This window comes from Micromonospora sp. RHAY321 (assembly GCF_023896955.1).
GTDB lineage: Bacteria > Actinomycetota > Actinomycetes > Mycobacteriales > Micromonosporaceae > Micromonospora.
Window position 1 is genome coordinate 70,777 of sequence record NZ_JAMHIW010000002.1, and the last position, 26,212, is coordinate 96,988.

The window sequence follows — 26,212 nt, forward strand, 5'->3', positions numbered from 1 at the left end:
GGATCGGCCCCGACGGGCGCCGCGAGCATCAGGAAACTCTGTTAACAAATAGCAGCACGTCTATTCGGGTGTCAATCGGAGGCACCGGTCGGCGCGCCGCCGAAGCCGATCTCGTTGCCGTCGGGGTCGCGGAAGATGGCCTTGCGGACACCGTTGCCGTAGGTCTCGCGCTCGGCCGGCTCCAGGCCACGTTCGGCGATCTGGGAAAGGCGGGCGTCGAAGTCGGTCACGAAGACGGTGTGCATGGCGTGCCCGGCGTGCTCCGGGCGCACCTCGATGTAGACGTACCGGTGGTCGGCGAGTTCCCACACCGCCTCGGTGTCGTTGGGCAGGAACGCCGGCGGGGTGCCGAGGAGTCGCTCGTACCAGGCCGCCGCCGTCGTGTAGTCACGGACGGGTATGCCCGCGAACAGATCTGTGGTCATGCGGTCATGCTAGAAGCGACGCGGCCTGGTCAGCGCAGTCCGGCGAAGAGGTCGTCCTCGGGTACCGGCGCGTCGGTGGTGTCACGGACGCGGACGAAGGTCTCCAGGCCCATCAGTTCGGCGAACCGCTCCCGCCCGAGTTGCAGGAAGAAGATGTTCTCGGTCTGGCTGGCGTGCGCGGCCAACGCGTCGAACTTCTGCGAGCTGTAGCTGCTCGTGTCCACCCAGGTGCTGATCTCGTCGTCCGGCAGGCCCAGCTCCGGCCCCGGCTCGTCGGGCTCGGCCCACTCGACGCCGAGCTCCTGCATGATCCGACCGAACTCCACGAACATCGTGCGAGGCACGGTCGTCCAGTACACCTTCGCGGGGACGTCCGTCTTCGCCACCGCGGCCATGGTGATCCGGTGGGCCTGGATGTGGTCCGGGTGGCCGTAGAAGCCGTTCTCGTCGTAGGTGACGACGACGTCCGGTCGGTACTGCCGGATCAGGTCGGCCAGCCGGTCCGCCGCCTCGTCCACGGGCGTCGTCCAGAACGAGCCGGGCACCTGGTTCGTCGGCCACCCCATCATCCCGGAGTCGGCGTAGCCGAGGGTCTCCAGGTGCGTGACCTTCAACGCCGCGCAGCTGACCTCCAGCTCGGCCCGGCGCATCGCCACGACGGCGGCCGGGTCGTGCCCCGGGTCGCCGGGCTTGACCCCACCGGGGCCGTCGCCGCATCGTCCGTCCGTGCAGGTCACGAGCACCGTCGTGACCCCTTCCGCCGCGTAACGGGCGAGGACACCACCGGTGCTCGTCGCCTCGTCGTCAGGGTGGGCGTGCACCGCCATCAAGGTCAGAGATCGCTCAGGCATGCCCTCACCCTACGAGGGTCGTCCCGGTCGACCGCTGTCCCACCGGGAGCTTCGCCCGTTCCGGTGCGTCGGGTCACCGGTCCGGCGGTGAGTCGTGCTCCCGGTAGGTGGCCAGGTCGAAGTCGGCGTGGACTCCGTCGCCACCGAGGTCCTGCACCCACAGGCCGAGGACCGCCCCGGTGAAGCCCCACGCCGCCGGCTCACCGTCGATGATCATCGCGGCGTGCTCGTCGGACAGGATTGTCGCGTCCAGGTCCGCCGGAAGCTGCCGCCAACCGGCACCGAGGTCGTAGGCGAAGCGCACGACGGGTCCGTCGAACACCGCCCGCAGGCCGACCCGGGAGACGCCGCTGGCGTCGACGGTCAGTTCGGGGTACGGGGTACGCCGCCCGTTGTCCGAGCTGAGCAGTTCCAGCACGGTCCGCCCGTCGTCGGCGCGGGTCAGGTAGAGGTGGTGCCAGTTGAGGGTGTTGTAGTAGGCGGTTATCCCGGCGAGCTGGCGGTGGTCGACGGGGTCGAACTCGACCACGGTCTCCAGGGCGCAGTGCGTGGCGCCGACGGGCCGGGCGACCAGGCTCGGGGCCCGTCGGCCCACCGGCGACTGCCCGCCGTGGATCCGTAGGTGCGACGGGCGGGACCGCAGGTCGACCCAGTCCGCGGTGGCCGGCCGCCGCAGCGTCGACCAGCAGGGGCTCAGCTCAGGCGTGTCGAAGTGGTCCGTTGCCGGCTCTGGTGGCCACGGGTGCGGGGGCAGGTCGGGAGCGGCCACCTCCTCCGCGGGCACACCTCCGGGGACCCGGGGCCAGCCACCGGACGGCCAGTCGACCCGCTGGATCGCGGTCTCCCGGCCCAGTACGCAGTTGCCGAGTGGCGAGTAGGGGCGGCCGACCAGGTGCGCCAGGTACCACCCGCCGTCCGGGACGCGGACCAGGCTGCCGTGACCGGCCTTCTGCAACCGCAGCTCGGGTCGGTCGACGGAGGTGAGCAGGGGCCCGTCCGGGCTCACCTCGTACGGCCCGAACAGATCCCGTGACCGTGCCACCGTGACCTGGTGCTCCCAGCTGGTACCGCCCTCGGCGGTGATCAGCCAGTACCAGCCGTCGTGGCGGTACAGGTGCGGGCCCTCGGTGACGCCGACCGGGGAGCCGGTGAACAGGATGCGGGGCTGGCCGACGAGACGGCGGGCGGCGCGGTCGTACTGCTGGATCTCGATGCCGCCGAAGCGGTCCCGACCGGGTCGCCAGTCCGCGCTCATGCTCAGCAGCCAACTGGCCCCGTCGTCGTGGAACAGCGCGGCGTCGAAACCCCGCCCGTGCAGCTTCACCGGGTCCGACCAGGGGCCGGCGATGTCGGGGGCGGTGATCAGGTAGTTCTGCGGGTCCCAGTAGCCGCTGGCGAAGCTCGCCACGTCGCTGTAGACGAGATGGAACTCGCCGTCGTGGTAGGTCAGGTCGGGTGCCCACACCCCGTTCGAGTCGCCGCAGCCGCGCAGGTCCAGCAGGCGACGCTCGGTGATGATCCCGCCCAGGGGGCGCCAGTGCACGAGGTCGCGCGAGTGGTGCACGCGTACCCCCGGGTACCACTCGAAGGTCGAGGTGGCCAGGTAGTAGTCGTCGCCGACGCGCAGGATCGACGGATCCGGGTGGAACCCGGCGAGGACGGGGTTGCGGATCGACCCGGTAGCGGTCGCCACGTCAGCGGTGTCGGTCGACACGAGGACTCCTCCGGACGGCTTTTCGGAAACTTCCGGAACTTGCGCCGTGTGTAGCAGCGGCACCGCTGCCTACGCTAGCCGTTCTTTTCGCGATAGGACAGAGCTATTGACCGGGGTGGCGACGACTCGTAGCGTGCCGCCCATCGATCGGTATTACCGCCGAAGCACCGAAAGTTACGAAGGCGGTTCAATCCAGCGCGCGAATCAGGCGAAGGGGGCGGACGGTGGGCACCGACAACGGCCGGAACGTCACCATCGCCATGATCGCGCGGCTGGCCGGCGTGTCCGTGCCCACGGTCTCGCGAGTCGTCAACGGCCGCTCCGACGTCGCCCCGCAGACCCGGAAACGGGTCGAGGAACTGCTCACCCGGTACGGCTACCGCCGCCGGTCGCCGACCCGCCAGACGACCGCCGGCCTGATCGACCTGGTCTTCAACGACCTGGACAGCCCGTGGGCGGTGGAGATCATCCGTGGGGTGGAGGAGGTCGCCAGGAGCAGCGGCGTCGGCACCGCCGTCTCGGCCATCCACTGGCGAATCTCCTCGGCCAGGCAGTGGCTCGACAACATGCGCGCCCGCTCCACCGAGGGCGTCATCCTCGTGACCTCGATGGTGAACCCGCCGTTGCACGCGGAGTTCTGCCGGCTCCACATTCCGGTCGTCATCATCGATCCCGCCGGGGTCGACCCGCGGGAGTCACCCACGATCGGCGCCACCAACTGGGCGGGCAGCCTGAGCGCAAACCAGTACCTGCTCGGCCTCGGCCACCGCCGCATCGGGTTCATCGCCGGACCACCGCACCTGATGTGCAGCCGGGCGCGGCTGGACGGCTACCGGGCTGCCCTCGGCGCGGCCGGTGTCCCCGTCGACCCCGCCCTCGTCCGCCCCGGCAACTTCCACCCCGAGACCGGCTATCTCGCCGGTACGCAGCTGCTGGCCCTGCCCGACCCGCCCACCGCCATCTTCGCCTCCAGCGACCAGATGGCGCTTGGTGTCTACGAGGCGGTCCGCAAACGGGGCCTCCGGGTGCCCGGCGACATCAGCGTGGTCGGCTTCGACGATCTGCCCGAGGTCCGCTGGTGTTCCCCTCCACTGACGACGGTGCGCCAACCCCTGGCCGAGATGGGCATGCTGGCCGCACGGACCGTGCTGCGGCTCGCAGGCGGCGAGAAGACCGACAGCGAGCGCCTCGAACTCGCTACCGAGCTCGTCATCCGCGACAGCGCCGCGCCACCCCGGCGCCGCTGACGAAACGGCCCCGCCTGCCGGACCGGCGGCGATGCCGAGGTACGGCGAAACCGGCGTGCGGTTCGACCTCAGCCGTTGCGGAGGGCGTCCTCGATGCCCGTCTCACGGCGGCCGAGATGCGCCGGATCCCGGCCGGACAGCAGATCCAGCGCGGCCTTGAGGCAGGCGCCGTGTTCCCGGGAGGAGCTGACCCGCCACGTCTGGGCGTACCGCTTCACGGTCTCGTCGCCCACGCCGCGGGCGTCGATGCCGAGGCGCCTGCACAGCGCCACGGCGCGGGGGAGATGGAAGGACTGGGTCACGACGGTCGCCCGTGTCACCCCGAAGATCTGCTCCGCCCGCGCGCAGGAGTCGTACGTGTCGAAACCGGCGTGGTCCAGCACCACCTTCCGCGCCGGCACGCCCCGGTCGACCAGCCACCGCAGCATCGCGGCGGGTTCGTTGTAGTCGGCGTTCATGTTGTCGCCGGACACCAGGATCGCCCGGACCTTGCCGCCGGCGAACAGTCGCCGCGCGATCTCCAGCCGCGCCGCGAGGAACGGCGACGGCGTGCCGTCCGCGTCCACCCTGGTGCCCAGGACCAGGGCGACCGGCGCGTCCGGCACGTCGGCCTCGCTGTAGAGGTGGCCGTCCGCGGCACCGCGAACCCACGTCACGCTGGCCACCGTGCCGCCCGTCAGCAGGACCGCACCAGCCACCAGCGCGAGGAGCGTACGGCGGACGAACCGCCGGTGCTCCCCGTACCACCGCTTGACCGCACCGGATCGTCCCCGCATGCCGGGGGATTATTCCCGCTCCCGTCGCAGCGGTCGGGCCCGGTCCCGGGCTTGAGTTGGTCGAACGACCCGTGACATTCTTGGCCGTCGATGACATGCCGCGCGCGGGGCTGACGCCCGTCCAATGGGCAGCCGGGATCCGACCACGGATTCCCGGGCGGACGGGGACACGAGCGATGGACCAACGAGCGCCATCCGTCCACGAGTCTGCCCGTCGCCGCGCCGCACCCTGACCGGCTGGGCGACTCGTCTCCGTGAAGGAATCCAGCCCATGCAGAAACCGAAAGCCCGGACGGCAGTCCTGGCGAGCCTGCTGCTCGCCGTGGGCGCGTTCGCCGGCGTCAACCCCCCGACCGCCAGCGCGGCACCCGATCCGGTCGCCGTGACCGTGAACGCCCGCGCGGGGCTGGCCACAGTGCCCGACACCGCCCTGGGCGTCAACCACGCCATCTGGGACCAGCACCTCGGCAGCGCCGAGACCTCCGATCTGCTGCGCGACGCCGGTGTGCGGATGATGCGCTATCCCGGCGGCTCGTACGCCGACATCTACCACTGGAAGGACCACACCGCGCCCGGCGGGTATGTCGCACCGGGGACCGACTTCGACACCTTCATGGCGGCGGTCCGGCGGGTCGGCGCGCAACCGATGATCATTGCGAACTACGGCACCGGCTCGCCCGCCGAGGCCGCCGACTGGGTCCGGTACGCCAATGTGACCAGGGGCTACGGCGCGCGGTACTGGACGGTCGGCAACGAGAACTACGGCAACGGCCACTACGGGTCGGCCTGGGAGGCCGACGACCATCCGGACAAGAGCGCGACCCAGTACGCGCGGCTGGTCGTCGAGTACGCCGACGCGATGAAGGCGGTCGACCCGAGCATCAAGGTCGGCGCGGTGCTGACGATGCCGGGCAACTGGCCGGACGGGATCACCGCCGGCAGCGACCCCGGCCCCTGGAACCAGACCGTGCTCTCCCTCGCCGGCCCGAAGATCGACTTCGTGGACGTGCACTGGTACCCGGGTGGCACCGCCGCGGAGTCGCTGGCCCGGACCAGCCACATCCCCGACGCCACCCACCTGCTCCGGGAGCAGCTCACCCGGTACGCCGGCCCGAACGCCGCACGCATCGGCATCAGCTTCACCGAGCTGAACGTCGACGCGGGCCGCACCACCCAGCCGGCGGCACTCTTCCTGGCCGACGCCTACAGCGCGCTGCTGGAGAACGGCGCCTTCACCGTCCACTGGTGGAACGTCCACAACGGCATCGGCACCGTGTCGGAGGTGGCGGGCCAGACCGACTACGGCGACTTCGGCATGCTCTCCAGCGGCGCCTGCACCGAGGACGGCTCGGTCTGCGAGCCACCCCTGAACACACCGTTCGCGCCGTACCACGGGCTGACCATGATGAAGCACTTCGCCCAGCCCGGCGACCAGTTCGTCCGCGCCGGCACGGACGAGCCGCTGGTCACCGCGCACGCCGCCCGGCGGGGCAACGGTGACCTCGCGGTGCTGCTGGTCAACAAGGATCCGGACACGGCGCACCCGGTCACCATCGACTACGCGGGGTTCACCCCGTCGGCCGATGCGCCGACGGTGTCCACCCTCACCAACGGCGCCACCGGTATCGCCACCGGCCGGTCCGGCACCGCCACCAGCCGTACGCTGCCGCCGTACTCGCTGACCACGCTCGTGCTGCGCCCAGCCGGCACGACCGCCGGCCGGCCCGCCGCGCCGGGCCGGCCCACCGCCGGCGGCGTCACCGACCGGACGGCGACGATCTCCTGGCCGGCGGCCGCACCGGGCGGCAGCCCGATCGCCAAGTACGAGGTGTACCGGCAGAACGGTGCGATCAGCGAGCAGCTCGGCGAGACGAGGACCACCTCGTTCACGGCCGGCAACCTGGTGCCCGGCACCAGGTACACCGTCAACGTGCTGGCCCGTGACACCGCCGGCCGGGTCTCCTGGTCCTCGCCGCCGCTCACCTTCGTCACCGGCAGCCCGGCCGCCAGCGCGTGCAGCGTCCGCTTCACCACCAGCGGTGACTGGGGCAACGGCTACATCGGTGGCATCGAGATCACCAACAACGGCACGAGCCCGATCAACGGCTGGACACTCACCTGGACCTGGCCGACGGCCTGGCAGCAGGTGAGCAGCGGTTGGAGCGCCGGTTGGGAGCAGGTCGGCACCGCCGTGCGGGTCACCCCGACCGACGACAACCGGCGGATCGCCGCCGGCGGCAGCGCCAGCGCGGGCTTCGTCGGCGCGTACAGCGGTCCCAACGTGCTGCCCACCGCGTTCAGCCTCAACGGCACCGTCTGCACGAGCGGCTGACACCGCCGGCGTGGTCCGGCCGGCCGGGCGAAGGGGCCGGCCGGACCACGGGGACAGGTCAGCCGACCTGCCGGATGGTGAGCGTCGCCGACCCGGTCTCGTCCGCGTCCAGGTCGAGCGCCAGGGTGTACGCGCCGCCCTCGGGCAGCGGGCCGGTCTCGAAGCGCCCCGTCCCGCCGATGACGCAGCCGCTGCCCACCGGGGCGCCGTCCGGACCGGTCAGGATCAGGATCCCGCACCGGTCGGGCAGGTTGGCGGCGGTCACCTCGACGGCGACGCGCCGGCCGGCGTCGGCGGTGAACCGCAGCCGGCTCACCGCGCCGGGCCGGCTGACGGTCACCGTGCTGGCCCGCGCGTCGGCCACGGTGTCGGCCTGCTCGTCATGGGCGTCACGGAGCCGCACGTCCGCCCAGCCGGTGTCGGTGGAGTACCCGTCGAGCTCCAGGACGTACCGGCCGGTGGCCGGCAGGACGAACCCGTCGACGTGTCCCTGGCCGCGGATCACGCAGCCGCTGGCCACCTGCTCCCCGGCCGGGTCGCGCAGCCGCAGCAGGCCGCACCGGTCGGGCAGGGTGGCACCGGTGACCTGGAGGTAGACCTTCTGGCCGGCGCGCCCGTCGAACGCCAGGCCGCTCACCGCCCCCGGTTGGGCGAGCGTCGCCCGGACCGCCGGCCCCTCGACGCTGAGCGTCTTCTCCTCGTCGGTCACGGTGACGACCCGCACCGTCGCCCGGCCGAGGTCGGCGTCCCACGGGTCGAGCACCACCTGGTGGTCGCCGGTCGCGGTCAGCGTGGTGGTGTCGATGTAGCCGACGCCGCGGATGACGCAGCCGGTCGCCAGCTCGCGCCCCTGCGGGTCGAGGAGGAACAGCACGCTGCACCGGTCCGGAACGGTGGCCGCCGGTACCTCGATGAAGACCTTCTGACCGGCGCGGCCGGGCACCTTCATCGCGGCGGTGGCACCGGGACGCGTCACCTCCAGGCTGACGTCGGCGACGCCGGGAGCGTCGCGCTGAGCCCGCGCGGCGTCGGCGGCGAACGCCACCTGCCCGGTGAGGCCGACGTCGAGCACACAGCCCGCCAGGATCTGCGGATCGGTGACGCCGGCCCGCCGGCAGACGAGTTCGGCGGTGGCCCGGTTGGGCAGGTCGTCGACGGTGACCAGCCGGTCCGGGAAGCGCCGGTCGGTGAACGTGCCGGTGTCCTGACCCGGCTCGTAGTCGAACAGGGACCGCCGGGCCTCCACCCGCCAGCTGTCGGCGAAGCCGGGGTGTAGCGCCTCGAACGTGGGCGGCTGGGCCACTCTGCCCCCGCCACGGACCGCCAGGTCGTCGGCGGGGTCACCGTCGTGGTCGCCGAGCAGGCCCTCCAGCTTCCCGGCCCGCCCGGCCGGCGCGCTGACGCTCACGCTCAGCCCCCACACCCCGAGCGGGTGCGCGTTCAGCGACGTGCCGTCCGGCCATTCCACGGTCACCGTGCCGTCGCCCCAGGTGGTGACGGTGCCGCCGTGGGGCAGCTTCACCCCGGCCGGCGCGGAGACCGGCGGCGCGCCGTTCACCCGGGTCACCGGGCCGTCGGCTGTCGCGTAGACGCCGACCCGATCGCCGGCCACCCGGGCCGCGACGGCGGAGTTGACGGCCACCACGGAGCTGGCCGGGAACATCGTCTGTCGTACCTGGACCTCGAAGTCGTCCCAGGTCGAGCGGCTGAGCACGAACTCTCCGGCGGCCTGGAAGTCGTACCGGAGGCCGTCGTAGGTGAGCAGGTGCGGGTCGCCGTTGCTGTTCGCGCAGCGGTAGCCCTTGCCGATCACGGAGATCGAGCAACCACCGCTCGGCGGTCGGGGCGTGGGTTTGTCACAGTCCTTGCCGTTCGCCGGCAGCTTCATCCCGCTGTACGTCGTGCGCGTCGGCACCCCGACCGCCCGCCGGTACGCGTTCTCCGCCAGCACCGCGTGCACCTCGCCAGGATCCACCTCGCTGGCGAACTGACCGCCCTGGGTGCAGAACTGACCCCGGTCGGTGTCGTTGACCTTGTCGAGGGCGTGGTTCATCTCGTGGATGAGGGTGGCGCACTGGTCCTCGGTGAAGCCGGTACCCTCCTCCGGCAGCTTCCGCCCGTCGTTCTCCGGCACCCAGTTGATCTGCACGTCGCTGCCCGGAACGTACGTCGTCGTGCTGCTCTCCGAGCCGAAGATCGGCCGGCGTACCTTGATCTGCTTGCCGGAGCGTTCCAGCGCGTCGAGCACGGCGCCGTTGCCGGAGCCACGGATCTGTCCGACGCAGCCCGCGTACTCCGTCTGCAGGTCGGCGTTGACGCTGACCACGGCGGACGCCGCCTGCGGGGCGAGCAGTACCAGGACGCCAGCCAGCAGCAGGCCCGCCCGGCCCGCGCGTACGCCGACTCGGTTCCGCAACCCGGTCACCCGCCCTTCACCTCGAACGCCGCCGTGCCCTGCTCGGCCGTCGCGGCGCAGGCATCCGCCGGCACCCCCCGCAGCGGTGCCCTCAGGTAGCCGAGCACCAGCCGGTACGCCCCCGGTTGGTCGACCGGCCACCAGGTGACGGCGGCTCCGCCGTGGCCGTCCGGGGCGGAGGTGGTCAGCGCGGCACCGATCGGGCTCTGCGGGTCGCTGCCGAAGGTCAGCTCCACCGACCCGCGCGGTGGCACCGGGACCAGGTTCTCGACCAGGTACGCGGTGAAGTCCCGGTAGTACGCGGCACCACCGACCGTGGGTGCCACCGGCTCGCCGTCGCGGGTCAGCGACAGCACCGTCACGGCCCCGTCGGGCACCCGGCTCAACCGGCATTCGGCGTCACGGTTGTTGACCAGCTTGAGACGGAGGCTGATCTGCTCACCCACCCGGTACGTCGGCTGCGACGGGCCGACGGTGAGGCCGACCGTCGCGCCGGCATCCCTGGGGGAGGGGTTCGGCCGGGACCGGCGGCATCCGACGGTCGTGGCCATCAGCAGCAGGGCGAGGCAGCCGGCGAGCGCCGTGCGACCCACCGACCCTGCCCGGGGTACGCCCATGGGCCGCGCGCCTCCTCCGGATGCCGACGTCCGTCGCCAGCGATCCCGGCCAGCCTGCGTCGTCGGGTGCCGCGACCGCTGTCGTGATCCGGCCCGGTCGATGTCGGCAAGGCGACGGGGGGTCGTCATGGACTGTGCGCGGCGGGATCGGTGGGGGGTCGACAGACGGCGGGCACCGGAAGATCCGGTGCCCGCCGTTGGTCATGGTGTTGGCGCCGGTCCGGCCCCTGTTCGGCTGCCTCAGCCGTCTTGGCTACGGAACGTGGTGGGGGTGCAGGAGTAGCCCAGGTAGTCCTCAGGACCGTTTGCCCCGCAGATATCCATCCGGACCACGTCGTTCGCGTAGACCTGGGCCGGATCCCAGATGATCGAGGATCCGGAGCCGCCGCCGTTGTACTGGGTGTCGATCAGGACGCCGTTGACGTAGACGCGACCCAGCACACCGTCACCGTTGGCGCACGTGTCCCGCACGACGAAATAGTCATCGTTCATGCCACCGCCGGGTGCACCCTCGCCGTAGTCGACGAAGTCGAGGCGACCAGCCTGGCACGAGGCGTTGTCGTCCCAGAGTGTCACGTAGTGGTCGTCGTTGTAGGCGGCGGCGGCTGGTGAGCCGGTGGCGAGCAGGGCAGCGGCGCCTACCGCGAACGCCATCGACAGTTTGAGCGCAAGACGCTGGACCGACATGTGCGACCTCCGTGAGTGGTAATTCGGCCGATGAATTTCGGTGGCCGATTCCCAGCGTATTGATGCGGCTTGACGTATTGCCACGATCGATGTCTGTCCCGAACAACACGCATCTGTCCGGCCTGGTCAATGGCTGGTTCGGTTTTGTTCCGAACAGATGATCGGCGCCATGTGGTGCACGTCGTAGCCGATTCTGGAACGCGCAGAAGCGCCCGTCCCCACCCGGGGGACGGGCGCTTCGGTGTGCGAGGTCTGTCAGCCGACCACGGACCTCAGTGGAATCGAGGCGTCGCGGAGTGCGCGTACCAGATCACCCAGGAACGGGTGCTCGTCGGCCTGGCGTCCCTCCGGGTTGGGGATCACCAGGTAGGCCGAGCCGCCGGCCACGGACGCCCGGGCATCCGGGGTGAACCTCTCGACGATCGCCCGCGTGCGTGGCAGGTCGGCCGCGGCCACCTGGATGGTGGTCGGCCGCCACCCGCCGCCCAGCTCCGCCGCCACCGGTGCGGCGGCGGCCGCCGCGCGCGCCGGGTCGACCCCGGCCGCGCGCCGGGGGTCCGGCGCGCGGCCCGTGTCCGGGTACAGCAACGCGTTGGCCACCAGGTGCAGACCGTTCTCGTTGTACGCCCGGAACAGCGGGTTGAACGCGAACAGCACCGCCCTGCCGGTGCCGGTCGGCTCGTCGACCACGGCCACCGTCCCCTTCAGCGCGTCCTCACCGACCGTGTAGCCGTTGGCCCAGAACGTGTCACTCGTCGGGTAGCGGAGAACGTTGGTCCCGGTCGTGCTCGGGTTCAGGATCGGGTCACTGTTGTTGAACTCGAAGTCCTCCGCCGGGCGGCCCAGGGCGACCGGGCTGTCCTGATCGACGTCGACCCGTAGGTGTGAGCCGATCACCAGGTAGTCGGCCGGCTTGGCTTTTTCGGTGGTGGAGGTGAGCCCGGCGGCCCGGGCCATCCGGGTGCCCTCGTTGCGCAGCCCGATGTAGGTGTGGCCCTGGGCCACCCAGTCGCGCAGGTTGGCCTGCCCGGTGGCGGTCAGACCGCCGGTCGGGTTGCTGCCGTCCGGCACCAGCAGCACCGTACGTCCGGTGAACGCCTCGGTGTTGTCGTTGATGTCGGCCGTGGTCACCGGGGTGAGGTGCAGACCCCACCGCTTGCCGAGCACGTACCTGGCCTCGCCGTGCGAGCCCGATGTGGTCGAGATGCCGGTGCCCTGGAACAGCCCGACGTCGGGCAGGGCGAGGCGGGTCCCGTTGGCCGGCCCGCCCGGGGTCAGGGTCACCCCGAACGATTCGGCCAGGTCGTCGACCGTACGGCTCAGCCTGGTCGCCGGTAGGGCGACCGAGTTGGTGTTCAGGTCACGCACGAGCGGCACACCCCGCCCGAGCAGGGTGAAGGTGAACTCCGCGGCGGCCGCCGAGTCCAGCGGGTACCGGTACGAGCCCCAGGGCCACGCCAGCCCGCCGCGGCCGCCGGAAATCTGCCGCACCAACTGGGCCCGGGGTCGGACGTTGTCGCCCGTGTAGATGGTGGACACGCCCATGAGCAGCGGGTTGCTCCAGGACGAGACGTCGTAGAAGTAGGGGAAGGGAACGTACGGGTCCTCGCCCATGATGGCCTGGATCCAGTGTTTCTGCGGCTGGTCCATCGGGATCCAGTACGCGCCCTTGGGCACGGTCACGTTGGTGGCCGCCCGGCCGCCGAAGACCCGCGCGGTGGGCAGCCGGGTGGGCTGCTGCACCTCGTACACCTCGACGTCCATCCGGCGCAGCCGCTCGACGAGCTGGCGGACGTCGGCGAGTTGCCGGTCGGGCAGCAGGAAGTACGAGCGGATCGTGATGTCCGGCACCGGGAACTGGACCTCGTTGGTGGGCTGCACCACCTCGTTCGGCTCCAGCGTGCCGGCCCTGCCCTGGGCGAGCGCGTCGGTCCAGATGTCGAAGTAGTCGCTGAGCACCTCGTGCTTGTTCGCGGCTGCCCAGCCGAGCGTCGCCCACTGGGTGTTGAACTGCTGCTGGACCCGGTCGGCCACCGCCGACGCGCTGCCCTTCTCGAACGTCATGCCAGCCGCGCCGAAGCCGGTGGTCGGCACGGTGTCGCCGTAGCCCATGAAGAACATGTCGTACGTGTCGTAGTTGAAGTAGCACTCGGTGGTGACGGTCTCGTCGCAGGCGCCGTTGAAGCCGAAGCCGGCCTTGTTGGCCTCACCGATCCGGTTGATCCAGTCCACGGCCTCGCCGGCGATCTCGTGGTGGATCGGGTCGGCGTTGGGCGGGAAGAAGTACTGCCGGCCGCCCATCTCGTGGGCGTCGATGAAGACCTGCGGCGGGTATCGCCGCAGGAGTTCGAGCTTGCCGTCGGTCTCCTGCTGGGTACGGGCGAACCAGTCCCGGTTCATGTCGAAGCCGAACTCGTTCTGCCGCCGGGTGGCGTCCCGGCCGTCCGGGTTCTGGGTCGGAACGATGATGGTGACCAGGTTGTCGTTGCGCTGGGCGACCGCGCAGGACAGGCCGGCGGCCAGCTCGTACAGCGTCTTGAGCGCCGCGTCGGTGCCGCTCTTCTCGCCGCCGTGCACGTTCGCGGTGACCCAGACGATGGCCGGGCTGTCCTTCGCGGTCCGGGCCGCAGTCCTCGCGCTGGTCCGGCGGGGATCCCGCAGGTCGCGGACGTCGTCGGCGATCCTGCGCAGCGCCGACGGCCGCACGTTGCGCTCGTTGGACACCACCGCGTACGGCAGCGGCTGGCCGAGCACACTCGTGGCCATCACGCCGGTGACCACCCGGTCGGAGGCGCCGTCCACGGCACCGAGGTAGGTCCGGACCTCCTCGTTGGTGACGACCCGCTCCTGACCCACGCCCAGCGGGAAGCCGAGCACGGCCTCCGGAGCCGGCACCGTGCTCAGCCGGGCGGTCGGGTCGTTGCTGCAGGGGGAGGGCCGGGCGGCGCTGGCGGCCGTGCCGCTGAGCAGGGGAGTCATGCCGAGTAGGAGCGTGATCGCGGCGGCGCTCGCCAACCGCCTCGGAGGGACCGTCCAGGACGGACGCATCGATGGGGCCATGTCTCGTGTTTCCCTTCTCGGGAAATGGCTCGCAGTGGCCGGAGCCTATGAACCGCCGGTACCCCGGTCAAGGTCTGATCGATTCCGATGACTGCGTGGGATGCCTGCGTCGGGGACGGCTGGCAGGATGGTGACGTGCCGGAGCTGACGCTGTTCGCCGATCTGGCCGGCCCCGCCGCACGGATGGTGCTCCGCCGGTGGCGGCCAGCGTGAACGAAGTCGATCGACGGCCGCAGTGGTGTTCCACCCGCAGTCGTCGGTCCCGCCCGGAAGGAGGAGACATTGCCCGCGTCTCTGGAGACGATCACGCTCTCGGTCTGTCCGGATCTTCCGTCCGCCGACGCCCAGCGTTCTCTCGCGTCCTGGCTGCGGTCCGAGGACCGGCTTCGCGACAGGGTGACCGCGCCGCCGGCCGGTTCGACGACACCGCCCGACGGGATGTCGGCGGAAGCCACGGACGCGCTGCTGGTGGCCGTCGACAGCAGCGGCGTCGTGATGGTGCTGGTCCAGGCGATCGCCGGCTGGCTGACCCACCGGCGCGACGACGTGACCGTGAAACTCACTGGTCCGGACGGATGGTCGGCCGAGCTGGACGTGCGCCGAGCCCGTGACATGGACGAGGTGACCGCGCTCATCGAGGCCGCGGTAGGCGCGGTGGCACCGCGACGGGGATAGTCGGCCCGCCGCCGGCCGGGGATCCGGTCGGCGGCGGGCCGGAAGAGCGGTACGCCTACCAGGTCGTCAGGCCGAGGCCGATCGTCTTGGTCAGCGTGGCGTTGTCGTCGTCGCCGTCCAGCGACCAGATCATGGCACCGGCCAGGCCGGCCCGCCGGATGTAGAGCATCTTCTGCAACACGACCGCCGGGTCGTCGTACGTCCAGAACGTCGTACCGTCGAACAGCCAGGCGTGACCGGCCCGGAGGTCGCGGTGCACGGTGTAGCCGTTGCCGGCCAGGGTCTTGAGCTGCTTGTAGTCCTCGTACCCGGCCTCGAAGGTGGCCGGCGCGGGTCCGGTGGCGGGCTGGAACAGGCCGTTGCCGCCCCCGGTGATGCCGGTCCAGCCACGGCCGTAGTACGGGATGCCCAGGACCAGCTTGTCGCGCGGCGCGCCGCGGGCGATCCAGCCGTCGACGGCCACCTCGACGGAGAAGTCCGGGTTGTCCGGCGAACCAGCCGGGACGCGCAGAGCGGACTGCTGGTTGGCCACCGCCTCCCAGCCGCCGTGGAAGTCGTACCCCTGCACCGTTGCGAAGTCCAGGTACTTGAAGATCTTGCGACCCTCGTATCCGGCGTCCATGGTCGCCGGGTTGGCCGGCAGGAAGGCGGTCAGCGGGTGGTGCTCGCGGGTCGTGCGACCGTACGCGTCGAGCTGCCGGCGGAACTCGGCGAGCAGCTTGGTGAAGTTCTCCCGGTCCTCGGGGCGGATGACGTTGCCCGGCTCACCGGCCCAGTTCGGCCACTCCCAGTCCAGGTCGATGCCGTCGAAGACGCCGGCCGCGGCACCCGGGCCGCCTGCGGCCCCGTCCCCGCCCGGCAGGTTTCCCTTGAGGTAGAGGTCGATGCAGGAGGCGACGAACGCCTTGCGGGAGGCGTCGGTGCGGGCGGCGTTCGAGAAGTACGTCGACCAGCTCCACCCGCCCAGCGAGATCAGCACCTTCAGGTCGGGGTGCTTGGCCTTCAGCTTGGCCAGCTGACCGAAGTTGCCGTTGAGGGCCTGACCCGGGGCGTCGGCGACTCCGTCGACGCTCTCCTCCGCCGGGACGGGACGCTGGTAGTCGGCCCAGGCGTCACCCTCGCCCGGCCCGCCGTCCACATAGCAGCGCCCGTCCTCGCTGACGTTGCCGAAGGCGTAGTTGACGTGGGTGAGGCGGCTGGCCGCCCCGGAGGTGTCGAGCTTCTTGACGGGGAACGCCCGGCCGTAGATGCCCCACTGGGTGAAGTAGCCGACCCGGTGGTAGCCGGCCCGGCGGTCGGGTTTGTCGGCCGCGTTCGCGGCGGTCGGCGGGGCTGCGGTCACCAGCATCGTCGCCAGGGCGACGACGGCGGTGAGGCGGCGGTGACGGAATGGTCGCATCGGCACTCCCACGAGGAATGGAGCGGAATTAGTAAAGACACTTATCTGATTGATGAAGTTAAGCCGACCAGGGTCCACGGTCAAGAGCCACCAGCCGCACGGGGGATTGTGGGCGCGTTACCCGGTGGTAACGATGTTGTGCCATGGACTCAGCCCTGACCTTGATCGGTCTGCCCATCGCCCTCGGCATCATCATGCTCGGCCTGGGTCTCGGGCTGACCACTGAGGACTTCCGCCGGGTCGCGCAGCATCCGAGGGCCGCCGTCATCGCGCTGGTGTGCCAGGTGCTGGTGCTGCCAGCGCTCTGCTTCGGCCTGGTGCTCGCCTTCGACCTGGCACCCGAGTTGGCCGTCGGGATGATGCTGCTGGCCGCCTCACCGGGCGGAACGACGGCGAACCTCTTCAGTCACCTGTTCGGCGGGCACGTGGCCCTGAACATCACCCTGACCGCCATCAACTCGGTGCTCGCCGTGTTCACCCTGCCGATCCTGGTCAACCTGTCGGCGGCGTACTTCCTGCCCGACGGCAGGAGCATCGGCCTGCAGTTCGACAAGGTGCTGCAGGTGTTCGCCATCGTGCTCGTCCCGGTCGCGATCGGCATGCTGATCCGGGCCCGGGTCCCCGGCGTCGCCGAGCGCCTGAACCGCCCGGTGCGGATCCTGTCCGTCGTGGTGCTCGTCGCGGTCATCGTCGGCGCCGTGCTCGGCGAGCGGGAGAACATCGCCGACTACTTCGTCTCCGTCGGCCTGGCCGTGCTCGCGTTCAACCTGCTGAGCCTCGCGATCGGGTACGGGGTGCCCCGGCTGGCCGGGGTCGACCGGAGCGCCGCGACGGCGGCCGGGTTCGAGATCGGCATCCACAACAGCACCCTGGCCATCACGATCGCGCTCAGCCCGGCGCTGCTCGACAGCACCCAGATGGCGATCCCCGGAGCCGTCTACGGCATCGTCATGTTCTTCACCGCGGCGGCCTTCGGCTACCTGGTGACCCGCGTCCGCGTCCGGTCCGTCACCACCGCCTGAGCCGACGCGTCGCCGACCTCCGGGCGCACGCCCCGGCAGGCGTGCTACCGGAGGTCGGCCAGGATCCGGGCGAGGGTACGCCGGCCCATCCGGCTCATGGCCGGGTTGCTGTGGTGGTAGTACCAGACCGCACCCATGGACTGCTGGAACGCCCACGCCTTCCCGCGCTCCCACTCCAGGTCGCCGGCGCCGAGGTGCTCCCGGAGCGCCTGGCGCGGTCCGGGTTCCAGCAGATGCCACGCGCCCACGAGATCGAGGGCACGGTCCGCCGGACCCAGGCCACCGACATCGAGAACTCCGGCCAGCCGCCCGTCGGAGACGAGCACGTTGCCCGGAATGAGATCACCATGGGTCATCGTGTCCGGGTAGTCGCCACGCGGCAGGTGCCGCAGGCCCGCCCAGACCTGGCGGAGCCGCGCGACGTCGAGGAGCCCTTCGCTGTGCCGAAAACACGTCGCCATCCACTCGTCGTGGTCGGCCAGATCGCCGCCTCGCCCGCGCCCGCTGAACCTCCGGCCCCGGGTGCTGATGGCCCGCACGCCCTGGATGAACTCGGCGAGGTCGTCGGCGAACGCCACGGAGCGGCCCGGGTCCTGATCGGTCGCGACCGCCCCCGGAATCCAGGTCTGCACGGACCAGGGCAGCGGATACCCGGCGCCGGGTTCACCGATGGCGACCGGCTCGGGAGTCGGGAAGCGCGTCCGGCCCAGTAGCTCGCGCGCCGCGTCGGCCTCACTCTCCAGGCAGCGGCGCGCCGGCTCGACCTCCTGCGGCTGCAGAGGGAAACGGGCGGTGTAGCGATGCCCGATGCGGAAGATCGCGTTGACCGTTCCCTGCGAGGAGACAGGCGCGACCTGCAACGCCCGCCACTCGGGGAACTGCGTGTCGACGAGCTTCCGCACCGTCTCGGTGGGCACGCTCAGCTGGCCCTCATGCATCTGCACACCGGGGACCATCGCACCCCCGGGTCACCGTCGCAATCCGGTTCCGCCCGGTCCCGGCGGCCTGAACCGCTCCCGGCGTCAGCCGACCTGGTCGCTGTCCTTCAGCGCACCCCAGCCGTGCCAACGGTCGATCTCGATCCAGGCACTCACCCGACCGCGCTCCCGCCGCGGGTACGCCTGCCCCGTGTACTGCCGGGACAACCGGTCGATGTCCGCCAGGCCCTCGTCCGCGCGTAGCTCGCCGACGTGCCCGATGATGCTGAGGTGGGTGTACCAGCCGGCGTCGTCCAGCACGGTGAGGGAGACCCGGGGGTCGTTCCGGATGTGGGTCAGCCGGCGGCGGCCCTCGTCCATGTTCACCAGGATCCGACCGTCGTCCCACAGGTACCACGTTGCGGCGGACACCGGCTGACCACTCGCCTGGAGGGTGGTCATGACGGCCGGGTTCGGCTTCTGCAGCATGGCGATCGCGGGCCCGGGCAGCGGTGGCTTGGACATTCGGTCTCCTCCTCGCGTCGGCGTACCCCTGCACGTTACGCACCTGCCGTTGCGACCGTTTTCAGGTGAGGGTCGCATGACGTCCGCTGCGCCGATCAGTCCGCCGAACGTCGGTACGCCTGAGCTCTGTGCATCGGACTTCGCGCCTTGGTGATTCGCCCAATGGGGATGAGGCAGGGTCACCCCCTGTACCAGGAGGCTGTCGAGGTACCAGTTCGCTCGGCACCCGAGAGGTGAAGAGTGCAGTCGCGGCACATTGAGGTCAGGGGCTCGTAACTGGTGGTTCGACGGCGATCCGGCTTGAGAGGAGCAACAGGTGGAATACCAGGATTTCATCAACGCAGTGGCCACGCGGGCGAAGGTGTCGACCGATCAGGCGGCGACACTCACCCGCGCGACGTTGGAGACATTGGCAGATCGGATCAGCGCCGGCCAGGCTGAGGACCTTGCCTATCAGCTTCCCGAAGGGCTTGACGATCACCTGCGCAAACCGCCACCGCGTAGAGGGGAACATGCCAAGTCGTTCGGGCTCGACGAGTTCGTGCGGCGGGTGGCGGACCGCCCGGACGTCGACCGTGCACTCGCTGGTGCCGGCGTCCGCGCGGTGCTCACCACGCTACGTGAGGCTGTTTCCCGTGACGAGTTCGCGGACGCGGTGGCCCAGCTTCCGAAGGAGTTCCGGCAGGTGATCGAACCGGTGGGTGTGGTCGGGAAGGAGAACCGGTGAACTACGCCGAGTTTCTCGAAACGGTGGGAAAGCGGGCGGGAATGCCGGCGGCGGAGGCGGCGAACGTCGTCGGAGCCACGCTGACGACCTTGGCGGAAGGGGTCAGTGGCGGCGAGGCGCGCCACCTGGCCACGCGGCTCCCCGAGGAGTTGCGGGGGTACCTACACAAGGAAGTGGACTTCGCCGAACGGCTCGACCTCGTGGAGTTTCTCAATGAGGTAGGGGCCCGCGCGGGAACAGGTGACGAACGGCCCGCTGAGGGTGCCCGCGCCGTGTTGACGACCCTGCGCGAGGCGGTGAGCCCCGAAGACCTCGAGAGTCTGGAATCCGAGCTGCCGAAGGACATCCGGCAGCTGCTTCATCCGGTTCCTCGCGGCGTCGGAGCCTGAACCGAGCCACGTCCTGGCCTGATCCGGGTACGGTGCGCGGGTGGAGGTTGGATTCGCCCCGCCCGTCTCCGGCTCGTGGGCCACACCGGCAAGCATGATCCATGTCGCCCGCCGCGCCGAGCAGCTCGGATACCACTCGCTCTGGACGTTCCAGCGGCTTCTGGTCCCCGCCGACCTCGGTTGGAGCGAGACCTACCACAGCGTCCAGGACCCGCTGACCACGCTGGCGTTCCTGGCGGCCCACACCACGCGGGTCCGGCTCGGCGTCGCGGTGCTCAACATGCCGTTCATCTCTCCGGTGCTGCTGGCCAAGCAGACCGCGACTCTCGACATCCTCGCCGGCGGACGACTCGACGTGGGACTCGGTCTCGGCTGGGCGGATGAGGAGTATCAGGCGACGGGGGTGAGCAAGCGTCGGCGGGGCCAGCGCGCCGAGGAGTTCCTCGCCGTTCTTCGTACCTTGTGGCAGAACGACGTCGCCGAGCATCGCGGGGAGTTCTACCAGATCCCGCCGACTCGTCTGGCGCCGAAGCCCGTGCAGCGGCCACACCCGCCGATTCTGCTCGGCGGCCAGGCGCCCGCCGCATTGCGCCGGGCCGGCAGGCTCGCCGACGGCTGGGTCAGTGGCAGCCAGGCGGACCTGACGGGCATCGGCGAGGCGGTTGCGACCGTCAAGGCCGCCGCTGCGGAGGCCGGCCGCGATCCCGGCTCACTGCGATTCGTCTGCCGCGGCGCGGTCCGCGTACGCCCGATGGGTCCGCCAGGGCGCGAGCCGCTCACCGGCACGCTCGAGCAGATCCGGTCGGATCTCGGCAGACTTGCCGAAGCCGGCATCACGGAATTGTTCGTCGACCTCAACTTCGATCCGGAGATCGGCTCACCCCGCGCCGACGCGCAGGCGTCGCTCCGGCGGGCCGACGAGGTGCTCGACGCCCTCGCTCCGACCCGCTGACACCCCGACCGGCGCTCACCCGGCCGGGTCGGCTGCCGCGTCCGCCGCGGTCCACGCCGACCAGCCGGTCACCCGGATCGCGACCACCGGTCCGGCTGGTGGCCGCTGAACGTACTGCGGGTACTTGTCGGCCAGCGCCGCGCGGGCCGCGGCCTCCTCCGCGCCGTCCTCCACCAGCCGGCCGTGCCCGTCCAGCCGGACCCACCACAGCCGCGACCAGTCCTCGTCGTACTCGTCGACCAGCAGGCAGGCATGCCCCGTCGCCCGGATGTTCTCCACCCGGCGCAGCCGCCGGTGGCGCTTGGGCTTCTCGTCCACCGCGTGGTAGACGACATCCTCGAGCAGCACGAAGCACACGGGCACCAGGTGTGGACGCCCATCCGCCCCGACGGTGGTCAGCCGGGCCACCCTGGCCGACCGGACCCGATGCCGGATCTCGTCGGCGGGCACAGGCCTGACGGTAACAGCCGACACCGGCCATGGTGACTCGTTGTGGCGCGGCGTCGTCGAGCCGGTGGGTGTGCCGGTGCCGCACGCGGGTACGCCCTGCCGATCCGACCCGGGGGAGGCGTGATGGCGAGCGAAGCGCCCGACTACTTCCAGCCCGAGGCTGGGCTGGTGCTGACGCACCTGCTGATCGTGCGGGATGTGGACCGTTCCCGGGAGTTCTACCAGCGGGTGCTGGGGGCGACGGTGGTGCGGGAACGCGAGCCGGCGATCCTGCGGTTCCACAACAGCTACATCGTGATCAACGACGAGGGTGGCCCGACTGACGACAAGCCGGGTGTGCAGGCGCAGGCGCCGCCGGATTCGCGGACGCTCAGCAGCGCCATGAACATCCGGGTCACCGACGTCCGAGCCGTCTACGAGCAGTGGCGGTCACGGGGTGGGGAGTTCCTGACCGAGCCGAAGGACCATGGCGTCGAGGTCCGGTGCTACCTGCGTGATCCGGACGGCTACCTGATCGAGCTCGGTCAGGGCACCGGGATCCTTGCCGAGATGGGTCGCGCCGCCTCCGCCTGAGCGACCGACACCCGCACCCCCGGTCGATTACCCGGCGCGGGGTCGGCATGCTGGGAACCCAGCCCGGGGCAGCTACGTCGTAGGGGGCATGACGGGTAGCAGCGCCCACGTGTCCCATCCAACGGCCGCGACTGGCGTCCCGCGATTCATGACTCCAGCTCGCGTCATGGGACTGGCCCTGGTCGCCGGCTTGGCGCTGGTCACCGGCTGTACGACGGAGCCGGCCCCCGTGCCGGCACGTGACCGGGGAGTGCCGGCCGGCGGATTCCGGCTCGTCGCGTTCGACTCCTGCCCGGAGGCGCTACGGCAGCTGAAGACGGCTGCCAGGGCGTACGTCGGGCCCTGGGGGTTCGGGCCGGACGGGGACATCCGTACCCTCGGCCGCGCCGAACAGGCTGCGGCGCCCGCCGCGGCGGGGCAGGCGGATGCGGCCTCCAAAGCTGCCGCCCCCGGCTACTCGGGCACCAACACGCACGAGGCCGGGGCCGATGAACCGGACCTGGTCAAGACCGACGGCAAGCGGATCGTCACCGTGCAGCACGGCAAGCTGTACGTGGTCGACCCGGCCAGCCGCCGGCTGACCGGAGAGCTGGAACTGACACCGGGTGCCGATCAGTTCGGCGGGGCCGAAGACGGCCTGCTGCTGCACGGTGACCGGGCGCTGGTGCTGCGCCGCGACGGGTGGGCCGGGATGGCGAAACCCGCCGTCCCCGAGGCAGGCGGGCGCGTCACGGACGCCCCGACGCCGGACGGTATCGTCGGCCCCCGGCTGATCATGGTCGACCTGTCCGGCGAGCCGAAGATCATCGGCGAATACCGGATCGACGGCAATCTGGTGGACGCCCGCCAGGTCGGCACGACGGTCCGGGTCGTGGTCCGCTCCGCGCCCCGGCTGGACTTCCCGCACCGGGAACGGGCCACCGATGAGCAGCGCACCACCGCCAATCGCGAGATCATCGACAACGCCACCGCGGACGACTGGCTGCCCCGGTACGAGGTCACCTCCGGCGGGCGAACCAGCGCCGGACGAGTCGGCTGCGAACGGGTGAGCCGGCCGGCCGCCTACTCCGGCACGTCGCTGGTGACCGTGCTCAGCTTCGACCTCGGTGCGGCCACGCTCGGCGCTGGCGACCCGGTCACCGTGATCGCCGATGGCGACACCGTCTACAGCAACGGACCCCGGCTGTACGTCGCCAACGACCAGCGCTGGCGGGTGCTGCCGATGCTGACCGCGCGGAACACCGCACCCGATCCCAGGGACGAGACCACTGATATCTATCAGTTCGACATCTCGGGCGCGGGTGCCCCGCGGTACGTCGCCGCCGCGTCCGTCCCGGGCTGGCTCATCAACCAGTACGCCATGTCGGAGTGGGACGGTCACCTGAGAGTGGCCACCACCAGTGGCCGTACCTGGGGCGACAAGCCGAACTCGACGTCCAGCGTGTACGTCCTGCGCGCCGACGGCACGGCGCTGACCCAGGTCGGCAGAGTCACGGGACTGGGCAAGGGGGAACGGATATACGCGGTGCGGTTCGTCGGCGGCACCGGGTACGTCGTCACCTTCCGGCAGACCGACCCGCTCTACACCGTCGACCTGCGTGATCCGAGGGCGCCGAAGGTGACCGGCGACCTGAAGATCAACGGGTATTCGGCGTACCTGCACCCGGCTGGCGAAGGACGGCTGCTCGGCGTCGGGCAGGAGGCGTCCGACCAGGGCCGTGTCCAGGGCACACAGCTTTCGCTTTTCGACGTCTCCGATCCGACCAAGCCGACCCGGGTCGCCCAGTATCACGTCAAACAGGGGCACTCCGAGGCGGAGTTCGACCCGCACGCGTTCCTCTACTGGCCGACCGAACGTCTGGTCGTGGTCCCACTGACCGTCCACGGCGCGGACGCCGTGAGCGAACCCGGTGCGGTGGACGGCCTGCGCAGCCCGGGCCTGCCGAGCAACATGGCGCTGGCACTGCGGGTCGGCGACGGCGGGTTCACCCAGGTCGGCACGGTCGACCACACGCTGGGCACGGGGCGTCCCGAGGATCTGACGCCGATCCGCCGGTCACTGGTGGTCGACGGAATACTCTGGACCGTTTCCGACGCTGGCCTCAAGGCGACCAGCCTCTCCACGATGAAGACCCTCGGTTGGCTGCGTACGGCGTGAACGGCATGGTGGCCGGCTGTCCGATGGCTTGCCGTCGCCGGAACGGATCGGGCTGCACCCGCGTGCGGGGCATCGCGCCTCGCCGGAGAAGATGTCAGCATGACCCAACAGGTACTGCCGAAGCGTGTCGTCGTCACCGGTGCCACCGGCAAGCTCGGGCGCGCCGTCGTCGCCCACCTGCGCGCCGTCGGCGTCGACGTGTTGGCGGTCGACCGGGCCGGCGGCCGCGACCCGCGCGACGTGCAGGGCGAGTTCCTCCTCGTTGACCTGACCGACTACGGGCAGGTGGTGGAGGCGTTCACCGGCGGCGCCGACGAGCACCCGGGCGGGATCGACGCGATCGTGCACCTCGCGGCGGTCCCGGCCCCGGGGTTGCAGTCCAACGCGACCACCTTCGCGAACAACTCGGCGGCGACGTACAACGTGTTCGCGGCGGCCCGGGCGGCCGGGATCAAGCGGGTGGTGTGGGCGTCGAGTGAGACGGTGCTCGGTCTGCCGTTCGACACCCCGCCGCCGTACGCGCCGGTCGACGAGGAGTACGCGCCGCGCCCGGAGTCGACGTACTCGTTGAACAAGGCGCTCGAGGAGGAGATGGCGCGGCACTTCTGCCGCTGGGACCCGGAGCTGGTCATGGTGGGCCTGCGGTTCTCCAACGTGATGGACGTGGAGGACTACGCGCCCTTCCCCTCGTTCGACGCGGACCCGGCGCTGCGCCGGTGGAACCTGTGGGGCTACATCGACGCCCGCGACGGGGCCCAGGCGGTCGAGCGGGCACTGGCCCATGACCAGCCCGGTGCCGACGTCTTCATCATCGCCAACGCCGACACCGTGATGAGCCGGTCCAGTGCCAGCCTGATGGCCGAGGTCTACCCGGGTGTCGAGGTCCGCAGGGAGCTCGGCGAGCACGAGACCCTGCTCAGCATCGACAAGGCGCGGCGGGTGCTGGGCTACGAGCCGCGGCACTCGTGGCGGGACCACGTGAACCTGACGTAGTCCAGGTCAGCGTGCGGCCTGGTAGGCGCGGCCCACGGCGGTGGCTTCGCTGCCGGTGCGGAAGAGCCCGGTCTGGTCCTTGTCCGTGGCGGGCAGGCCGAACCAGGCGTAGCGGTGCAGCCAGGTCAGCCCGCTCAACATGCGGGTCGCGGCGGTGAGGAACGCGGCCTGCTGCGCCTGGCTGGGGAAGCGGACGCCGTTGGAGAAGTCGATGAGCGCGAACTCGGTGAGCCAGATCGGCAGCCTGTAGCGGTCGTGGACCGCCTGGAGGTAGGACCTGAGCTGGTTGACCGCGTTGGTGGTGGTGAAGTCGCCGCCGTACCAGTGCAGGGCGATGAAGTCGACGCGGTAGCCGCGCTCCTTCGCGCCGGACATGAAACGGTCCAACCACTCGCCGGGCCGGTCGCCGCCCCACGCCACGGCCGGGCTGCCCAGCGGGAGGCCGGTCGCCTCCAGCTGCGGCCACAGCTCCAGCGCCTGTTCCACGCTCATGTTCGCCTGACCGCCCATGTCCGGCTCGTTGAACCCGAGCAGGTGGCGGCCGTTCTGCCTGGCCGCTTGCAGGTTGCCGGCGGTGACGCTCTTCGCCCCCCAGATCATCGGGACGAACTCGCCGCCCTTCGGGGTGGTGACGCCCTGGTGGCCCACGTTCCAGGTGTAGTACCAACTGGCCGTCGAGTTGGCCAGTGCCTGGCTGACGCCGTCGAAGGTCCAGACACCGACGCCCTTCTTCTTCGAGGTGACCGAGGTGACCGCCGGGGCGGCCGGGCGCGCGGTCGTCGGCTTCGGCTTCCGGACGGCCGGGGTCGCCGTCGGGGACGTGGTGGTGGCGGATGCCGTGGCGGTGGGTGGGCTGGACGACGGGGTGATGAATGCCGGTGTCTCGGCGGCCTGCGTCGTGGCCGGGGCGGCTGCCGGGCCGGTCGGTTGGACCACGACGACCACCCCGGTCACCAGTACGGCGACCACGGCGGCCACGGAGACCGGCCACAGCACCCGCCTCGCGCCGAGCGGGAGACGCCAGCGCAGCCCGCGCCGACGCTCCGCGTGGGCACCCCGGGTCGCCTTTCCGGTGTCGGGTCCACCCCGGCCGGTTGCGTGCATCGTCTCGACTCCTTCGCGTGGTCCATCGCTGCCTGATGGAGGCGGTGGTGAGGCAACCCGTTGGCGCCTCCCTTCAGGAGACTTGCCGGCCGTGGCGGGATAACAGTTTCCGGTGCGGTCGGAACCGGACCCAGTGAACGTCTTCACTTGACCACAACGAGCGCGTAGCCTGCCTGAAACGATTCATTGAGCGGAGGCCCGCG

At 70.9% G+C, this 26,212-nt stretch carries 24 protein-coding genes; 11 read left to right on the forward strand and 13 right to left on the reverse strand.

All coding sequences use genetic code 11. The features are described 5' to 3' along the window. Window positions 1-71: 71 nt before the first annotated feature. From M8C17_RS04830 to M8C17_RS04840, 3 genes are all read right to left on the reverse strand, one after another. A complete protein-coding gene (locus tag M8C17_RS04830) occupies window positions 72-425 on the reverse strand; it encodes a VOC family protein (RefSeq protein WP_252415155.1) in 354 nt (117 codons plus the stop codon). A 29-nt stretch (window positions 426-454) separates the two neighbouring features. Further along, window positions 455-1,276, reverse strand: coding sequence for a PIG-L family deacetylase (locus M8C17_RS04835; protein ID WP_252415156.1), 822 nt, complete (start codon window positions 1,274-1,276; stop codon window positions 455-457). Window positions 1,277-1,349: 73 nt separating this feature from the next. After that, complete coding sequence (locus M8C17_RS04840) at window positions 1,350-2,990, reverse strand: glycoside hydrolase family 43 protein (RefSeq protein WP_252415157.1); 1,641 nt, start codon at window positions 2,988-2,990, stop codon at window positions 1,350-1,352. Window positions 2,991-3,214: 224 nt separating this feature from the next. Between M8C17_RS04840 and M8C17_RS04845 the strand changes: the two genes are divergently transcribed. Then, window positions 3,215-4,237 (forward strand): LacI family DNA-binding transcriptional regulator, encoded by a 1,023-nt coding sequence (locus M8C17_RS04845; RefSeq protein ID WP_252415158.1) that lies wholly within the window; start codon window positions 3,215-3,217, stop codon window positions 4,235-4,237. Window positions 4,238-4,305: 68 nt separating this feature from the next. On the opposite strand, the gene M8C17_RS04850 is transcribed toward M8C17_RS04845, so the two are convergent. Next, window positions 4,306-5,013, reverse strand: coding sequence for a vancomycin high temperature exclusion protein (locus M8C17_RS04850; protein WP_252415159.1), 708 nt, complete (start codon window positions 5,011-5,013; stop codon window positions 4,306-4,308). 271 nt (window positions 5,014-5,284) lie between these two features. Between M8C17_RS04850 and M8C17_RS04855 the strand changes: the two genes are divergently transcribed. After that, window positions 5,285-7,345, forward strand: a complete 2,061-nt coding sequence (locus M8C17_RS04855) for a cellulose binding domain-containing protein (protein ID WP_252415160.1) — start codon at window positions 5,285-5,287, stop codon at window positions 7,343-7,345. Window positions 7,346-7,403: 58 nt separating this feature from the next. Here M8C17_RS04855 and M8C17_RS04860 read toward each other — a convergent pair whose 3' ends face one another. From M8C17_RS04860 to M8C17_RS04875, 4 genes are all read right to left on the reverse strand, one after another. After that, window positions 7,404-9,770, reverse strand: a complete 2,367-nt coding sequence (locus M8C17_RS04860) for a VWD domain-containing protein (protein WP_252415161.1) — start codon at window positions 9,768-9,770, stop codon at window positions 7,404-7,406. Further along, window positions 9,767-10,378 (reverse strand): hypothetical protein, encoded by a 612-nt coding sequence (locus M8C17_RS04865; protein WP_252415162.1) that lies wholly within the window; start codon window positions 10,376-10,378, stop codon window positions 9,767-9,769. Before M8C17_RS04865 ends, M8C17_RS04860 begins: the two co-directional genes overlap by 4 nt. A gap of 240 nt (window positions 10,379-10,618) precedes the next feature. Next, window positions 10,619-11,065, reverse strand: coding sequence for a hypothetical protein (locus M8C17_RS04870; protein WP_252415163.1), 447 nt, complete (start codon window positions 11,063-11,065; stop codon window positions 10,619-10,621). Between the two features lie 255 nt (window positions 11,066-11,320). Beyond that, window positions 11,321-14,044 carry a M14 family zinc carboxypeptidase gene (locus M8C17_RS04875; RefSeq protein WP_252415164.1) on the reverse strand — a complete coding sequence of 908 codons (2,724 nt, stop codon included), beginning with the start codon at window positions 14,042-14,044 and terminating at the stop codon, window positions 11,321-11,323. Between the two features lie 168 nt (window positions 14,045-14,212). Between M8C17_RS04875 and M8C17_RS31805 the strand changes: the two genes are divergently transcribed. Both M8C17_RS31805 and M8C17_RS04880 read left to right on the forward strand, forming a co-directional pair. Continuing rightward, complete coding sequence (locus M8C17_RS31805) at window positions 14,213-14,338, forward strand: hypothetical protein (RefSeq protein ID WP_256482145.1); 126 nt, start codon at window positions 14,213-14,215, stop codon at window positions 14,336-14,338. Window positions 14,339-14,407: 69 nt separating this feature from the next. Then, window positions 14,408-14,800, forward strand: coding sequence for a hypothetical protein (locus M8C17_RS04880; RefSeq protein ID WP_252415165.1), 393 nt, complete (start codon window positions 14,408-14,410; stop codon window positions 14,798-14,800). Window positions 14,801-14,855: 55 nt separating this feature from the next. On the opposite strand, the gene M8C17_RS04885 is transcribed toward M8C17_RS04880, so the two are convergent. Continuing rightward, window positions 14,856-16,199 carry a glycoside hydrolase family 18 protein gene (locus tag M8C17_RS04885; RefSeq protein WP_252415166.1) on the reverse strand — a complete coding sequence of 448 codons (1,344 nt, stop codon included), beginning with the start codon at window positions 16,197-16,199 and terminating at the stop codon, window positions 14,856-14,858. 143 nt (window positions 16,200-16,342) lie between these two features. On the opposite strand from M8C17_RS04885, the gene M8C17_RS04890 reads away from it, so the two are divergent. Then, entirely contained in the window at window positions 16,343-17,221 is an 879-nt protein-coding gene (locus M8C17_RS04890) for a bile acid:sodium symporter family protein (RefSeq protein WP_252415167.1), read from the forward strand. A gap of 44 nt (window positions 17,222-17,265) precedes the next feature. Here the strand turns inward: M8C17_RS04890 and M8C17_RS04895 are convergent, their stop codons facing one another. Continuing rightward, the gene (locus M8C17_RS04895) at window positions 17,266-18,159 is read right to left on the reverse strand and encodes an aminoglycoside phosphotransferase family protein (protein WP_252415737.1); all 894 of its coding nucleotides are present in this window, start codon (window positions 18,157-18,159) and stop codon (window positions 17,266-17,268) included. A gap of 84 nt (window positions 18,160-18,243) precedes the next feature. Next, complete coding sequence (locus M8C17_RS04900; RefSeq protein WP_252415168.1) at window positions 18,244-18,663, reverse strand: PPOX class F420-dependent oxidoreductase; 420 nt, start codon at window positions 18,661-18,663, stop codon at window positions 18,244-18,246. A 316-nt stretch (window positions 18,664-18,979) separates the two neighbouring features. Between M8C17_RS04900 and M8C17_RS04905 the strand changes: the two genes are divergently transcribed. From M8C17_RS04905 to M8C17_RS04915, 3 genes are read left to right on the forward strand one after another with little or no spacing between them, the layout of a single operon-like run. After that, entirely contained in the window at window positions 18,980-19,390 is a 411-nt protein-coding gene (locus tag M8C17_RS04905) for a DUF2267 domain-containing protein (RefSeq protein ID WP_252415169.1), read from the forward strand. Further along, on the forward strand, window positions 19,387-19,779 hold the full coding sequence (locus M8C17_RS04910) for a DUF2267 domain-containing protein (RefSeq protein ID WP_252415170.1): 393 nt from the start codon (window positions 19,387-19,389) through the stop codon (window positions 19,777-19,779). Before M8C17_RS04905 ends, M8C17_RS04910 begins: the two co-directional genes overlap by 4 nt. A gap of 40 nt (window positions 19,780-19,819) precedes the next feature. Next, window positions 19,820-20,731: a TIGR03619 family F420-dependent LLM class oxidoreductase gene (locus tag M8C17_RS04915; RefSeq protein ID WP_252415171.1), complete on the forward strand. Its 912-nt coding sequence runs from the start codon at window positions 19,820-19,822 to the stop codon at window positions 20,729-20,731. 15 nt (window positions 20,732-20,746) lie between these two features. Here M8C17_RS04915 and M8C17_RS04920 read toward each other — a convergent pair whose 3' ends face one another. Continuing rightward, window positions 20,747-21,181, reverse strand: a complete 435-nt coding sequence (locus tag M8C17_RS04920; RefSeq protein WP_252415172.1) for a TIGR03668 family PPOX class F420-dependent oxidoreductase — start codon at window positions 21,179-21,181, stop codon at window positions 20,747-20,749. A 123-nt stretch (window positions 21,182-21,304) separates the two neighbouring features. On the opposite strand from M8C17_RS04920, the gene M8C17_RS04925 reads away from it, so the two are divergent. The 3 genes from M8C17_RS04925 to M8C17_RS04935 all read left to right on the forward strand — a co-directional run bounded on the left by M8C17_RS04925 (window position 21,305) and on the right by M8C17_RS04935 (window position 24,905). Further along, window positions 21,305-21,754 (forward strand): VOC family protein, encoded by a 450-nt coding sequence (locus M8C17_RS04925; protein ID WP_252415173.1) that lies wholly within the window; start codon window positions 21,305-21,307, stop codon window positions 21,752-21,754. Window positions 21,755-21,920: 166 nt separating this feature from the next. Further along, entirely contained in the window at window positions 21,921-23,912 is a 1,992-nt protein-coding gene (locus tag M8C17_RS04930; protein ID WP_252415174.1) for a beta-propeller domain-containing protein, read from the forward strand. Between the two features lie 99 nt (window positions 23,913-24,011). Next, the gene (locus tag M8C17_RS04935) at window positions 24,012-24,905 is read left to right on the forward strand and encodes an NAD(P)-dependent oxidoreductase (RefSeq protein ID WP_252415175.1); all 894 of its coding nucleotides are present in this window, start codon (window positions 24,012-24,014) and stop codon (window positions 24,903-24,905) included. A gap of 6 nt (window positions 24,906-24,911) precedes the next feature. Here M8C17_RS04935 and M8C17_RS04940 read toward each other — a convergent pair whose 3' ends face one another. Then, the gene (locus M8C17_RS04940) at window positions 24,912-26,009 is read right to left on the reverse strand and encodes a glycoside hydrolase family protein (RefSeq protein WP_252415176.1); all 1,098 of its coding nucleotides are present in this window, start codon (window positions 26,007-26,009) and stop codon (window positions 24,912-24,914) included. Window positions 26,010-26,212: the final 203 nt, after the last annotated feature.